Raw genomic sequence first — 14,637 nt, forward strand, 5'->3', positions numbered from 1 at the left:
TGAACCAACGGGTTGCTCTATTATTTTACCATGGGATTTCCAATTTGTAAGCGATATCTTGTTAAAAGGACAATGAGTAAAGTGTCAAAAAATTCAATATATTGTTGTAAAAGGAAGAAAGATAATTTATAATTTTCTTACAATTATAAATTATAAACATAAGAATAATTTATAATGAACTGACTAACAGTCAAGGAAGGAGGAGGAATAAGAAAAATGAAACTATACCTGTCGGTTGATATGGAAGGAATTACGGGACTCGTCGATCACACAAATGTCCTGAGAGAGAAAGAAAATTATGAAAGAAGCCGCAAAATAATGACGGATGAAGCAAATGCAGTAATTTATGCAGGATTTAGAGAAAAGTGCTCAGAAGTTGTGGTAAATGACAGTCATTCGAGTATGAATAATCTCCTTGTTGAACGGCTTCATCCAGAAACTCAGCTTATTTCAGGAAGCGTAAAACCATATTCAATGGTACAGGGATTAGATCAGACTTTTGATGGTGCTATGTTTCTAGGGTATCATGCTAAAGCGTCCATGCCCGGTGTCATGTCTCATTCGATGATATTTGGTGCTCGCAATATGTACATAGACGATATGAATATTGGAGAGTTAGGCTTCAACGCATACGTCGCAGGCTATTACGGCGTGCCAGTTTTAATGGTAGCCGGTGATGACCAAACGGCGCTGGAAGCACAGCAGCTTATTCCAAACGTGACGACTGCTATCGTCAAACAAGCCATTTCACGTTCTGCAGCCAAAACATTAACCCCTAAGAAAGCAGAACAATTACTTCAAGAAAAAACAGCCGCAGCTATTCAGCACAAACACCTTGTTAAACCTTTAATTCCACCTAAACATCCAACCTTACGAATAGAATTTGCAAATTACGGTCAAGCAGAGTGGGCTCATTTAATGCCAGGCACAGAAATTGAATCTGGAACGACGGCCGTTCGGTTTCAAGCAAAAGATATTTTAGAAGCTTATCAGGCCATGCTTGTTATGACTGAATTAGCTACGCGCACAACATTCTGTTAGAAGGTGGGATAAAGGTGAAAAGTTATATTTTGAAACGATTTTTATCCATGCTTGTTACGCTGTGGGTAATTGTGACCTTAACCTTCTTTTTAATGCATTCGATTCCCGGATCTCCATTTAATGAAGAACGAGCGACAAGCGATGCAGTTCAAAAAAACCTGGAATCATTTTATCACTTAGATGAGCCGCTAGCTGTGCAATATATTCTTTATTTAAAATCCATTGTTACCTTTGATTTTGGTCCTTCCATTAAACAGCCGTCTCAAACGGTTAACGACCTTTTAGGAAGAGGGTTTCCCGTGTCATTTGAACTTGGAATGGTGACGTTAATTTTTGCGGTGATTTCCGGTATTACACTAGGGATTATCGCTGCTCTTAGAAGAAATGGAATAATTGATTACATTGCGATGAGCGTAGCAGTTATCGGATTGTCGGTTCCAAATTTTGTTATGGCCACGTTATTAATTCAACAGCTTTCTGTTAACTTGAAAATTTTACCGGCCGCTACGTGGACGAGCCCTTTACATATGATTCTTCCCACTCTAGCTCTTGCTACAGGTCCTATGGCTATTATTGCACGTTTGACTCGCTCAAGCATGATAGAAGTACTAACTCAAGATTATATTCGAACAGCGCGTGCAAAAGGGCTTTCGCCAGTAAAAATTATCTTTAAGCATGCGCTTAGAAATGCTTTAATGCCTGTCATAACAGTTCTTGGAACGATTGCAGCCAGCGTATTAACCGGCACATTTGTTATTGAACAAGTCTTTGCTATTCCTGGGATGGGAAAATATTTTGTGGACAGTATTAATACGAGAGACTACCCCGTAATTATGGGCACTACGGTCTTTTACAGTTCGATTCTCATCATTATGCTTTTTTTAGTAGACATTGCTTACGGAATACTTGATCCACGAATCAAACTGTATAAGAAGGAGGGATAACGTGCTGGAAAAACAGGAGTATAAGCAAATTCCTGATGAGTGGTTTACGCCAAAGAAAAAAAGAAATCTGAAGCCGAGGCAGTTGTAAGGCCGAGCCTTTCTTATTGGCATGATGCATGGCGCAGGCTTGTAAAAAACAAGTTGGCTATGCTGGGTCTCTTTTTTTTAGTCATTCTTGTTGTGATGGCTATATTCGGTCCTATGTTTTCACCGCACAGCGTAACGAAAGCTTCTTTTACAGAGCAAAACCTTCCTCCTTCAGCTAGTCATTGGTTTGGAACGGATGACTTAGGCAGAGATATGTACACTCGGACATGGTACGGAGCTAGAATCTCTTTATTTGTAGGACTGATGGCAGCGCTTATTGATTTTATCATCGGTGTCATTTACGGAGGGTTCTCAGGCTATAAAGGCGGAAAAACAGATAATGTCATGATGCGCGTCATTGAAATTTTATACGGTCTTCCTTATTTATTAGTTGTGATTTTACTGATGGTAGTCATGGGCCCGGGGCTTTCTACGATCATTGTGGCACTTTCCGTTACAGGTTGGATCGGGATGGCGAGAATTGTACGGGGGCAAGTGTTGCAAATAAAAAACTATGAATACGTGCTTGCATCCAAAACGTTTGGAACAAAAACTAGCCGTATCATTAAGCGGAACCTGCTTCCAAATACGATGGGACCGATTATCGTTCAAATGACACTAACCGTACCCACTGCCATTTTTGCTGAAGCTTTTTTAAGCTTTTTAGGACTGGGTGTACAGGCTCCTTATGCCAGCTGGGGAGTAATGGCAAACGATGGTTTATCAACGATTCTATCAGGCTATTGGTGGCGTTTGTTTTTTCCTGCTTTTTTTATTTCTCTTACCATGTTTGCTTTTAATGTCCTTGGAGACGGACTGCAAGATGCACTTGATCCGAAATTAAGGAGGTAAGAAAATGGAAAAAATGATTCAAATCAAAAACTTACACGTACAGTTTTCAACTTACGGAGGGCAAGTTCAAGCTGTAAGAGGCGTTAGTTTTGATTTACATAAAGGAGAAACACTAGCGATTGTAGGAGAGTCAGGGTGCGGAAAAAGCGTAACATCTCAAAGTATTATGAGGTTAATCCCGACACCTCCGGGCAGGATCACAAGCGGCTCTATTTTATTTAAAGGCCAGGATTTAACGAAACTATCAGAAAAGAAAATGCGAGACATTCGAGGCGCTGATATTTCGATGATTTTCCAGGATCCTATGACTGCGCTTAACCCAACTCTTCGCGTAGGTGAGCAAATTGCAGAAAATATTATGCAACATGAAAACATCTCAAAAGAAAAAGCTAAAGAAAAAGCATTTGAAATGCTGGAGCTAGTCGGAATTCCAAATCCTAAAGAACGCCTAAAGCAATATCCTCATGAATTTAGCGGGGGAATGAGACAGCGTATTGTCATTGCAATGGCCCTTGTATGCAATCCCGAAGTGCTAATTGCTGATGAACCTACCACAGCTCTGGACGTCACGATACAAGCGCAGATTTTAGAATTATTTAAGGATATTCAGCAGAAAACGGATGTATCCATTGTCTTAATTACCCATGATTTAGGTGTAGTTGCTCAGGTAGCTGACCGTATTGCCGTAATGTATGCAGGAAAGATTGTAGAAATTGGAACAAGAAGAGACATCTTTTATACGCCGCAGCACCCGTATACAAAAGGGTTGCTGCGTTCAGTTCCTCGGTTAGATTTATACGAAAGTGAGCTTGTGCCTATTGCAGGATCACCTCCTGATTTATTTGCACCTCCATCCGGATGTTCGTTCGCACCTCGCTGTCCTTACGTAATGGAAGTATGTGATCGCATTTATCCTGTATCGACAAAGCTGAAAGAAAGTCACCAAGTGCACTGCTGGCTTCAAGATGAGAGAGCCCAAAAATTTGTAACAACTATAAGCTAGATTTATAGATGAATAGAGAACTTATGAAAGAGGGGGAAATGATGAAAAAAATAGGGTCTTTACTAATGATGTGTGTACTTATATTTACACTTGCTGCCTGTACGGCCACAAAAGATTCAGGCGCGGAGCCAGAAAAGAAGAGCGGTACAGCAAAAGAAGACGGTAAGGTCCTTTATATGAATAATGGCGCAGAACCTACGTCTTTTGATCCGCCTATCGGGTTTGATTCATATTCATGGAATATGCTTAATAACTTAATGGAAGGGCTGACTCGTTTAGGAAAAAGCGATGAGCCTGAAGGAGCAATGGCCGAGAAATGGGATATCTCTGAGGACAAAAAGGTCTATACGTTTCATTTACGAAAAGATGCTAAATGGTCAAATGGAGATGACGTGAAAGCAAGTGATTTTGTATTTGCTTGGAAGAGGCTGTTAGATCCTAAGACTGGTTCTCCAGCGGCGTTTTTAGGTTATTTTATTCAAGGTGGAGAAGAATTTAATACGGGTAAAGGCACTGCTGATCAAGTAGGGGTAAAAGCGCTAGATGACAAAACTTTTGAAGTTACGCTTAAAAGTCCTCAAGCCTACTTCTTAAGCGTAGTTTCCAATCCAGCGTTTTTCCCGATTAATGAAAAAGTAGCGACCAAAAACCCGAAATGGTTTGCAGAAGCAGATTCGTTTGTTGCTAATGGTCCTTTCAAATTAACTCAATGGAAGCATAACAGTAATCTAGTAATGGAAAGAAACGATCAGTATTGGGATGCTGAAAAGGTAAAGCTCGACAAGGTAAAATGGGCAATTGTTGAAAATACAAACACAGAATATCAAATGTATCAAAATGGAGAACTAGATGTTTCTGAAATTCCATCGGATTTAAGTGAAAAGCTGTTGAAAGATGGAGATGTTCATATCGAAGACCAAGCGGGAACTTACTTCTACCGCTTTAACTTAGATAAAGAGCCCTTTCAAAACAAAAATATCCGTAAAGCATTTGCAATGGCTGTAGATCAAAATCAAATTGTTAATTTTGTTACAAAAAATAAAGAAAAACCAGCTCGCGGGTTCGTATCATACGGATTTAAAGATGCAGATGGAAAGGATTTCCGTAAAACGGGCGGCGACTTATTAAAAACAGACGGCAAAGAAGCAAAAGCACTTCTGAAAAAAGGAATGAAAGAAGAAGGATATAAAAAGCTGCCAGCTGTTACGCTAACATACAGTACAGACGATACGCATAAAAAGATAGCAGAAGCACTGCAGCAAATGTTCAAAGAAAATCTAGGTGTAGATGTAAAGCTTGCCAATATGGAATGGAATGTTTTCCAAGAAGAACAAAAAGCGTTAAAGTTTCAGCTGTCACGAAGTTCATTTTTAGCTGATTATGCAGATCCAATTAACTTTTTAGAGAGCTTCCAGACGGGTCATTCAATGAATCGTACAGCTTGGAGCAATAAAGAATATGATGAGTTAATTAAACAAGCTATGAACGAAACGGATAATAAAAAACGTTTTGAGCTTATGTATAAAGCAGAAGGTATTTTATTTGATGAGATGCCGATCATTCCTATCCATTTCTACAACTATGTGTTTTTAATAAAAGATAACGTATCTGGAATTGTTCGTCATCCTGTTGGCTATTTAGATTTGAAGTGGGCAGATAAACAGTAAAGTGGAACTTTTCGTCAGAGGGGATTGCAATTCCCCTCTGACCCAAGTTTCACTTTCTTCATTTCTTTACACAAAAGGAGTGTAACAAATGATCAAACCAAAACGATTACAAAAAGGTGATACAGTAGCTGTTATTGCACCTGCTAGTCCGCCTAATCAGCACAATCTAAAAAAAGGACTAGAATATTTAAAGGAAATAGGATTAAACGTCGTAACGGGTGCGCATTTATATAAAAAAAACGGGTACTTGGCAGGGACCGATGAACAGCGAGCAGCCGATATACATGCGATGTTTGCCAATAAGGAAGTAAAGGCAATTATCTGTGCATGCGGAGGGTACGGGACTGCTAGGCTTGCCTCGCAATTAAACTACGATTTAATCAAGCGAAACCCAAAGATTTTTTGGGGATATAGCGATATTACGTTTTTACATACGGCTATTCATCAGCGCACAGGTTTGGTTACCTTTCACGGCCCAATGCTTTCGTCGGATATCGGAAAAGAAGATGTTCATATAGAGACGAAGCAAGCTTTTTATCAATTATTTTCTCACCGTTCTTTTTGCTATACGGATCAAATTAGTTCGCTCGACACTATTTGTGAAGGAGAAGCAACTGGTCAGCTGATAGGAGGAAATCTTACTTTGCTGGTAAGCACGCTTGGCACACCATTTGAACTAGATACGAAAAATAAAATTTTATTTATTGAAGATATTGACGAAGAGCCGTATGAAATTGACCGCATGATGACACAGCTGTATATGGCCAATAAACTGCAGGATGCAGCGGGAATTATTATCGGAGATTTTCATAACTGCTATCCTAAAAAACGTACAGAGTCGCTTTCATTGGAAGAGGCATTAACAAGTTACCTAACTTCTTTAAAAAAGCCTGTTATGAGAGGGTTTCGCATCGGACATTGCTCTCCTCAAACAGCTGTGGCGATTGGAAGTTATGCCACGATGTCGACGTATGAACGAATGGTGGAATTTGAATCCGGTATTACATTCCCAAAAGATAAAGTCGAACGCTGAAGGTTAAACCTGCAGGGAGGAGAAATAAGTGGTGGATAAAAAAACGTATTACGTTTGTGTGGCTGTGGCGACCGTGTGGACTTCCTATGACTCTTGCAGAGAAATAGATGACAATGCAACAAGTGTCCCAGTAAAACTAGATAAATGGCTAGAGCAATTAACGTATACACGTCGGTTGGAGCTTTGTGAGAAAAATTTGATTCAAACGCAGCTGTTGCTAGGAGAAGAAGTATATGTAACGGAACTGAAAGGTAAATGGGCAAAAATCGTTATTCCTTCTCAGTTTTCTTCTAAGGATGAAAGAGGATATCCCGGGTGGGTTCCTTTCCACCAACTGATTTCCCAAGCTGAATATTCTCCATTAAATAAACCAACGGCAGTGGTAACAGCAGCGATTGCAACACTGCATCTAGCGGAAGAAACCTTGCAAATTAGTTATCAAACGCAGCTGCCTCTTTTAAAAGAAGATAAAGAATGGCTAGAGGTTCAAACGCCGGTTGGCAGTGGGAAAATAAAACGTCAAGATGCTGTTGTAATAGAGGATAGAAACCGTAAAGCAACAAAAGGAACTGGAGATATGATTATTGCAGCAGGAGAACAGTTTTTGAATCTTCCATATTTATGGGGTGGCATGAGTGCTTGGGGATATGATTGTTCCGGGTTTGCCTATGCTACTCATAAAGCAAACGGCTATCTTATTCCAAGAGATGCCACCGATCAAGCAAGGCAAGGCAAAGAAGTAGGATTAGAATCTATTCAACCTGGAGATTTATTGTTTTTCGCTTATAAAAAAGGGAGGGGGTCTATCCACCATGTTGGTATTTGTTATGGTAACGGAAAAATGCTTCATTCACCTAAAACGGGTAAAACCGTCGAACTAATTGAATTAAAAGGAACGCTTTATGAAGAAGAGCTGTGCGCAGCCCGGCGCTATTATTAGGAGGTGGCAGTTATGACAACAAAGCATTTGTTAGAAGTAAAGCAGCTGAGCAAGTATTTTTCGATTACGAATAAGCAGGTTTTGAAAGCAGTAGACGGCGTGTCTTTTCATATTTCAAAAGGAGAAACATTTGGACTTGTTGGTGAATCCGGCTGCGGAAAATCAACTGCCGGGCGAACAATCATTGGGTTGTATAACCGTACATCGGGAGAGGTGCTTTATAAAGGAAAAAACGTGCATGAGCTATCAGAGAAAGAGAAATTTGCTTTTCATCGTAATATGCAAATGATTTTTCAAGATCCATATGCTTCACTAAATCCTCGTTCTACCGTAAAGGAGATTATCTCAGAACCAATGGAGGTTCACGGACTTTATTCGAATAAAAAAGAAATGCTGAACCGGGTGTATGAGCTGCTAGAAGATGTGGGGTTAAATCGTGATCATGCCAACCGCTATCCTCATGAGTTCAGCGGCGGGCAGCGCCAGCGCATAGGGATTGCGAGAGCTTTAGCGTTAAATCCAGAATGCATTATTGCAGACGAACCTATTTCTGCTTTAGATGTATCTGTACAGGCCCAAGTAGTTAATTTATTAAAAAAACTCCAAAAAGAAAAAGGGTTAACTTATTTATTTATTGCACATGACTTGTCGATGGTAAAGCATATAAGCAGTCGGATTGGAGTTATGTATTTAGGGCATTTAGTAGAATTAACAACAAGTTCGGAGCTGTATCAAAAACCGCTTCACCCTTACACTCAAGCTCTACTGTCAGCTATTCCTATTCCTGATCCTGACGTTGAGGATAATCGCAAGCGAATTGTTCTTAAAGGAGAATTGCCAAGCCCAATGAACCCGCCCTCGGGCTGCGTGTTTAATACGCGCTGTCCTCTTGCAGTAGCAGCTTGTAAGATTCAAAAACCAGAGTGGCAGGAAGTTGAAGAAAATCATTTTGTGGCCTGTCATTTATACAATCAAAAGATAATGAGTAACAACTATATTGAAACAGCTGCGACAAAATGATGGAAAAAGCAAGGATGAAAATAGAAGATACCATTACTAAATGGAAGCGGAGTAATAATGGACTTATACGCATTCATATTGAAGGAAAAGAATCCATACAGATTAATTCTTTTATCCAACAACGAGCAGCAAGTACAATCAAGCTGCTGCTTGTAATAGAAGCGTTTCGTCAAGTTGATGAGGGCCTCTTGACTTTAACATCTGTCATTCAAAGAACGGAAAAAAACACGGTTGGCGGAGCAGGCGTACTTGGAGCTCTTCCGCAGTTAACACATATTAAAGTGGAAGAGCTGCTTACCCTTATGATAATTGTTTCTGACAACACAGCTACAAATGAGCTCATTTCTTTAGTAGGATTTGAAAAAATTAACGAATGTGCTAGGAATATAGGGTTAAAGAAAACGGTTTTAAACCGCTATATGATGGACGAAACCGCTGTTAAACAAGGGGTTGATAATTATACGTGCGCCTCTGACGTAGTAGAGTGCCTAAGGGAAATATATGAAGGAAACCTTTTGAAAAAATCCAGCCGCGAAAAAATAATGAGAATGCTAGAAATGCAGCAGTTTCAGCATAAGCTTCCAGCACGTATAGGATCAGCGTTTCAAGCTGCGAATAAGACTGGAGAACTACAGGGAGCAGAACATGATAGTGCTATTCTCATGCGAGGTAACGAAACGTATTATGCTGTTGTTTTGATAGATGGACTAAGTGACAATGAACAGGGAAGGAGATTGATTGCTGATATTGGATATCTTCTGTCATCTAACATTTAAAAATCTTTGGACCATCTACTTCAATAAGCCAGATTGGTTTGGTCCCTCTTTATTTAATGCCTTCTATTAAAGAGAAACTCACATTTACTAATAATAAATGCTTGTCTTCTTAAATTTTGGCGAGACTATTGTTTGCTGTGCTGGATTTGTGCTAGTAATAAATAAACATGTTCTGTTTCATAAAAATTCATGAAAAAATAATGATAAATCATTCATCCTATACCAACTTATTCATATTTTTTATATAATAGAATAATAGTATATATTTTAAACGAATAGTGAATGTCTATGCCAATCAGCAAGGAACATGAAATTATTCGATTCATAAATGGTGGTGTATGTATGGCAAACGAACATGTAATGATAGATATTATAAAAGCATTTAAACGCAATTCAACTGAATCCATTGCCATGGATTTAATTAAGGAAGTGAGAGGGACATTTAGTCCGCTACCTAAATATATAGCGGACTTAATTGATGAGTTGAGAAAATTAAATTTAAAAGACGAAGTGATCAGTGTAATCTTGTATCAATCTGTATATGTGGCAGATCATCAATTTAATATTAAAGATACCATTACCAATCGTCAGTTTGTAAAAGATACGATTGAAATGGGCAGAAGATGGGTGCATCAGTACGGCCGAATTGAAACAGTAGAAGAAGCAATTCATATTGCAGAGCAAGTATCTACAAAAGAGGACTTGCCTCATCATTTGCAAACAGCAACAATTGATGAAAAAATTACGCTTGAGGTGCAGCTTGATCATCAAACATATGAAATGTTAAAAAATATAGCGGTTTATTATGATCACCATTCCTATGAACAGTCAATGACTGTAGCAATTAATCGTTTATATACCCAGCTGCGCGATGCACAATCAAAAAATAGTTAAATGTCAAATCTCACATGTTCCGTGCACCATGTGAGATTTTTTAAGAGGTGAAAGAGGCGCAGATGAAAATGTCTTGCTCCATCATTCATCAAAAGGAGGGAGAACATTGATGAGGGTATATTTATCTCCTCTTCAAAAAAAAGACGCTTCTAAAGTTTTTGCATATTGGTCGGATGAAGAGGTTACTAGATATATGAATATTGAGCCCTTTACGACGCTTTATCAGGCGGAAAGCATGATTGCACTTCTACAAAGTCTGATGAAAGAAGGAAAAGCAACACGCTATGCTATTCGATTAAAGACTTCCGATGAGATTATTGGAACCTGCGGTCTAAACCGTATTGATTATGGTAAAAAGCAAGCAGAGATAGGGTATGATTTAGGCAGACCTTTTTGGAAAAAAGGCCTCATGACAGAAGCGCTCTGCCTTTTGCTAGAAAAAGCTTTTGAAGAGTTTCATATACAGGAGATTGAAGCAAAAGTTGATCCTAATAATAAAGATTCAATTACTCTTTTAAAAAAATTCTCGTTTCAACTAGAAGAGGCGTATGAGTCAGATGACTGTACGTGTTTATACACCGTCAACAAGGAAAAAGTGAGCACGATATTGTCAGGATGTTCAAAAGGCAATAAGTAAATCAAACAGAAGTTCTTTTGAAATAGTAAATATTTTTGGGCCTTAACCGATAACAAAGAAAAGAACGAATTGAAGGAAGGTCATGAATGAATCATCATACACATTTACTAGAAGGAACGTACAATGAATTACTCGTTACACTCTCTTTCCTTATCGCTATTACTGCGGCGTACGCTTCTTTTGGGTTAGCTAATCGTGTGAAAATTTCCCGGGCAAAATTTATTCAGTTTTGGTTAATCAGCGGGGCATTTACATTGGGAGTAGGAATTTGGTCCATGCATTTTATCGCAATGCTTGCTTTTCACTTACCCGTAGATGTTTCATACAATTTATGGTTTGTTCTTCTCTCAATCTTGGGAGCGATAACAGGATGTTATATAGGCCTTTACCTCATTCACAAACAAAAGAAAGGCATGAAGGCACTCACCATTGCGGGGAGCTTTATGGGAGCTGGAATTGTTTTTATGCACTATTCCGGTATGATGGCAATGGAGCCAATTATGATTTCATATGATCCATTTATCGTTTTTCTCTCTATTCTTATTGCTGTTGCTGCTTCTAATACAGCTTTGTGGCTTGGTTTTTACTCAAAGCTAAATGAAGGGAAGCTTACCGTTTTTGCTAAGCTTATTTGTTCTACTATTATGGGCATTGCAATTGCTGGTATGCACTATACGGGCATGCAGGCAGCTTCTTTTTCAGGAATGTCAATGTCTGAACAATCAAACGGTTTTGCTTTAAATCCAATATATTTATCCGCTGTTATTATTTTTTTTATTGCCTGCCTATTTACGGCTGTGTTTTTAACCATTTTTATGGATCGACGCGTACAAAAACAAGAAGTGTTAAAATGGGCTTTTTTTGAATCGGCCCTGGATGCTATTTTGGTGATTGATGAAAAAAGACATGTTTTATCGCTCAATTATGCGGCAGAAACGCTTTTCTCTCTTAAAGCATCAGATGTAATCGGGAGTGATGTTGTTAAGCTGCTGCCATTCTATAAATTTTCTTCTCTACAAGACGGACGAACTGAGCACTCTCTTTTGATAAGTAATAGAGAAGTTACGGTTGAGATAACGGTTATGGCGGTAGCGATTGAAGAGACGGTTGAGTATATGCTGTATATCCGCAATATGACACAAGAGCGTGAAGCGGAAAAAACGTTGATTGAAGCAAAAAATCGCTATGAAAACTTGTTTTACTCCTCTCCATTGGCAATTATGGTCCATCGAGAAAAAGAGGTCGTGTCCGTTAATGATGCTATGATTCAGCTTTTAGGAGTAAGTGAAGACCAGCTCGTTGGTAAATCGTTATACGATTTCTTTTCATCTGAACAAGTTCCTGATATTAAAAAAGGATTGAAGGCAGTAAAAGATAGAAAAGATGAGCCAAGACCTCCATTAGCTCAGTTGAAAATGTTTAATGCGTTAGGTAAGGAACTCTTTTTAGAAGTAAAATCTACGCTCATTCAAATTAATGGAGAGACGCTTTTTCAGACAGTAACTAGAGATGTAACGGAGCAGAAAAAAGCTCAAGAATCGCTTCAATATATGGCTTTTCACGATATGCTAACAGATTTACCAAATAGAAGTATGTTTTCAAACATTGTAGAGAAATCCATTGATTCAGCAGCTGCTTCAGGAAAAAAGCTTCATTTCTTATTTTTAGACCTCGATCGTTTCAAACAGGTAAATGACACGCTTGGTCATCATGCTGGAGATCAGCTTATGCTTCAGGTTGTCGATCGAATGAAGAGCTGCCTAAGAAACCAAGATGTGCTTTCGCGTTTTGGAGGAGATGAGTTTTTAGTTTTACTGCATGATAGGACAGATGAAGAAGTGAAAAAAATCTGTCAATCATTAAATGACTGCTTATCCACTCCTTTTGTAGTGCTATCGAGAGATGTTTATTTAGGGGTAAGCATCGGAGTTAGTTTATTTCCTAAAGATGGAAGTTCACTTGAAGTGCTAGTTCGCCATGCTGATTTAGCGATGTACGAAGTCAAAAAACAAGGGCGTAATCATTATCTGTTTTATCAAAAACAAATGCAGGTTCATACTACGCGACGAATGAGAATTGAAGATGGTTTACGCAAGGCTTTTGAGCTGGGCGAAATGGAGCTTCACTATCAGCCCAAAGTCAATATTCAAAGTGGCCATATTGTTGGAGTGGAGGCTTTGATCCGGTGGACTCATGCCGAGATGGGCGTCATTTCTCCTGCAGAATTTATTCCGATTGCTGAAGAAACAGGCGTTATTGTTACACTGACGAAGTGGGTATTAAAAAAAGCGTGCCATCAAAATAAGTATTGGCAGCTTCAAGGACTACCTCCCTTAAAAATGAGTGTGAACATATCAAGTGTGGATTTTGGTACAACGGATTTTGTTGATTATGTGTTAGATGTCTTGCGTGAAGTAGAGTTAGAACCACGATATTTGGAACTTGAAATTACGGAAAGTGTAACGATGAAGCATGTTGAGCAAACAATCGAAAAGCTACAAATTTTAAAAGATGCAGGAGTATTTATTTCGATTGATGATTTTGGCTCAGGATATTCCTCATTCAGCTATATTCAGAAGCTGCCTATTCATACGCTGAAAATTGACCGGTCTTTTATTAAAGATTTAGATCCTAATACAACGGAAGTATCGATTGTCAGAGCCATTATTACACTAGCCAAAAGTTTGCAGCTATCCGTCGTAGCAGAAGGTGTAGAAGAAGTTGAACAAGTAGAACTTCTTCATAAAGAAAAATGTGATGAAGTGCAGGGATACTATTTCTCCAAACCGATTTCAGCGGAAGAATTTTATGAGAAATTTCACAAAATCGAAGAAAAAATGGAATTTGTTCATTAATGTAAAAAGCCGTTCTTATTTAAAAGAACGGCTTTTAATTATTGGTTATTTCGATATACATAAGGATCCTTTGGAGTCTGCTCACGCTTCATTTTTGTTACTTTCAAAACAGGAATGGTTTTTTTGAACGGCTGATAGTACATTGTACTAACTTCGCCTGTAACAGTTGCCCAGTCATCATTTTTAAAATCAGCGTCATCTGGAAACTCAATGAGCATTCCAAATACCCCTGAATCTGCAATACAATGAATAATACCAAAACGAAAAAGAAAATACTGATTCTTTTTTAGCTCCTTTGTTTGATACATAAATCCTTTAAAAGAAATGGTTTTGCCACTGAATTCACCAGGATATCGGTAAATAGTTTCCATTGCATTTAAAAATTCCTCATCTTCTAAGTTGATATTATCTCCTTTAGAAAATTTTTTAAGGTCACGATGAATCATTTGGTCATAGGCTTCTTCGCCGTAAAAAGAACTTGTGTCCGGCTGTAAAAATTGATGAGAAGAATAAGGATCTTTTTTATCATAAATTGGAAAATGAAATCCTTTAGCTTCAACAATGTTAGAATCCAGGGTTGCGACAGGTAAAAATAAGACAGTGAGTACAGGTAAAATATAAATTGGGTACCATGCTCTTCGTTTCCATTTGCTTTCTTGATGGTTATGGGCACATCCACAGCTACAATCATCATCATGTTTTTTAGGACCTATCATGTAAAAGATTAATTCTGCGATAGTTAAAAACCAAAGTACAAAGATAGTACAAAATGAAATCCAAGAATATTTCATATTAATATATTTTGAGATATCCCCAGTTGCATGAAGGTGCATGAAGATGAACGTAAACCCTATTAAAATTAAAATACGAATCATGCTAAATCCCTCC

The 14,637-nt window shown here is 38.5% G+C and carries 12 protein-coding genes and 1 pseudogene; 12 read left to right on the forward strand and 1 reads right to left on the reverse strand.

The annotated features are described in order from the left end of the window. Positions 1-216 precede the first annotated feature (216 nt). The 12 genes and pseudogenes from N178_RS19830 to N178_RS19885 all read left to right on the forward strand — a co-directional run bounded on the left by N178_RS19830 (position 217) and on the right by N178_RS19885 (position 13,749). On the forward strand, positions 217-1,041 hold the full coding sequence (locus N178_RS19830) for a M55 family metallopeptidase (RefSeq protein ID WP_045294358.1): 825 nt from the start codon (positions 217-219) through the stop codon (positions 1,039-1,041). A 14-nt stretch (positions 1,042-1,055) separates the two neighbouring features. Then, positions 1,056-1,985 (forward strand): ABC transporter permease, encoded by a 930-nt coding sequence (locus N178_RS19835; protein WP_080890226.1) that lies wholly within the window; start codon positions 1,056-1,058, stop codon positions 1,983-1,985. After that, positions 1,969-2,924 (forward strand): annotated as a pseudogene (locus N178_RS19840) (ABC transporter permease). Before N178_RS19835 ends, N178_RS19840 begins: the two are co-directional and overlap by 17 nt. Before the next feature lie 4 nt (positions 2,925-2,928). After that, entirely contained in the window at positions 2,929-3,927 is a 999-nt protein-coding gene (locus N178_RS19845; protein WP_045294360.1) for an ABC transporter ATP-binding protein, read from the forward strand. A gap of 23 nt (positions 3,928-3,950) precedes the next feature. Next, on the forward strand, positions 3,951-5,594 hold the full coding sequence (locus tag N178_RS19850; protein ID WP_045294363.1) for a peptide ABC transporter substrate-binding protein: 1,644 nt from the start codon (positions 3,951-3,953) through the stop codon (positions 5,592-5,594). Between the two features lie 88 nt (positions 5,595-5,682). Continuing rightward, on the forward strand, positions 5,683-6,627 hold the full coding sequence (locus N178_RS19855) for a S66 peptidase family protein (protein WP_045294365.1): 945 nt from the start codon (positions 5,683-5,685) through the stop codon (positions 6,625-6,627). Between the two features lie 31 nt (positions 6,628-6,658). Beyond that, the gene (locus tag N178_RS19860; protein ID WP_045294367.1) at positions 6,659-7,567 is read left to right on the forward strand and encodes a C40 family peptidase; all 909 of its coding nucleotides are present in this window, start codon (positions 6,659-6,661) and stop codon (positions 7,565-7,567) included. Between the two features lie 12 nt (positions 7,568-7,579). Next, complete coding sequence (locus N178_RS19865; protein ID WP_045294369.1) at positions 7,580-8,587, forward strand: ABC transporter ATP-binding protein; 1,008 nt, start codon at positions 7,580-7,582, stop codon at positions 8,585-8,587. A gap of 14 nt (positions 8,588-8,601) precedes the next feature. Beyond that, complete coding sequence (locus N178_RS19870) at positions 8,602-9,363, forward strand: serine hydrolase (RefSeq protein WP_237758550.1); 762 nt, start codon at positions 8,602-8,604, stop codon at positions 9,361-9,363. A gap of 342 nt (positions 9,364-9,705) precedes the next feature. Then, complete coding sequence (locus tag N178_RS19875; protein WP_013056190.1) at positions 9,706-10,257, forward strand: hypothetical protein; 552 nt, start codon at positions 9,706-9,708, stop codon at positions 10,255-10,257. Positions 10,258-10,366: 109 nt separating this feature from the next. Beyond that, complete coding sequence (locus tag N178_RS19880; RefSeq protein ID WP_045294373.1) at positions 10,367-10,894, forward strand: GNAT family N-acetyltransferase; 528 nt, start codon at positions 10,367-10,369, stop codon at positions 10,892-10,894. Between the two features lie 86 nt (positions 10,895-10,980). Further along, positions 10,981-13,749: a bifunctional diguanylate cyclase/phosphodiesterase gene (locus N178_RS19885; RefSeq protein ID WP_045294374.1), complete on the forward strand. Its 2,769-nt coding sequence runs from the start codon at positions 10,981-10,983 to the stop codon at positions 13,747-13,749. A gap of 38 nt (positions 13,750-13,787) precedes the next feature. Here the strand turns inward: N178_RS19885 and N178_RS19890 are convergent, their stop codons facing one another. Continuing rightward, a complete protein-coding gene (locus N178_RS19890) occupies positions 13,788-14,624 on the reverse strand; it encodes a TIGR03943 family putative permease subunit (protein ID WP_045294375.1) in 837 nt (278 codons plus the stop codon). Positions 14,625-14,637 lie beyond the last annotated feature (13 nt).

The organism is Priestia aryabhattai B8W22, from assembly GCF_000956595.1.
Taxonomy (GTDB): Bacteria; Bacillota; Bacilli; order Bacillales; family Bacillaceae_H; genus Priestia; species Priestia aryabhattai.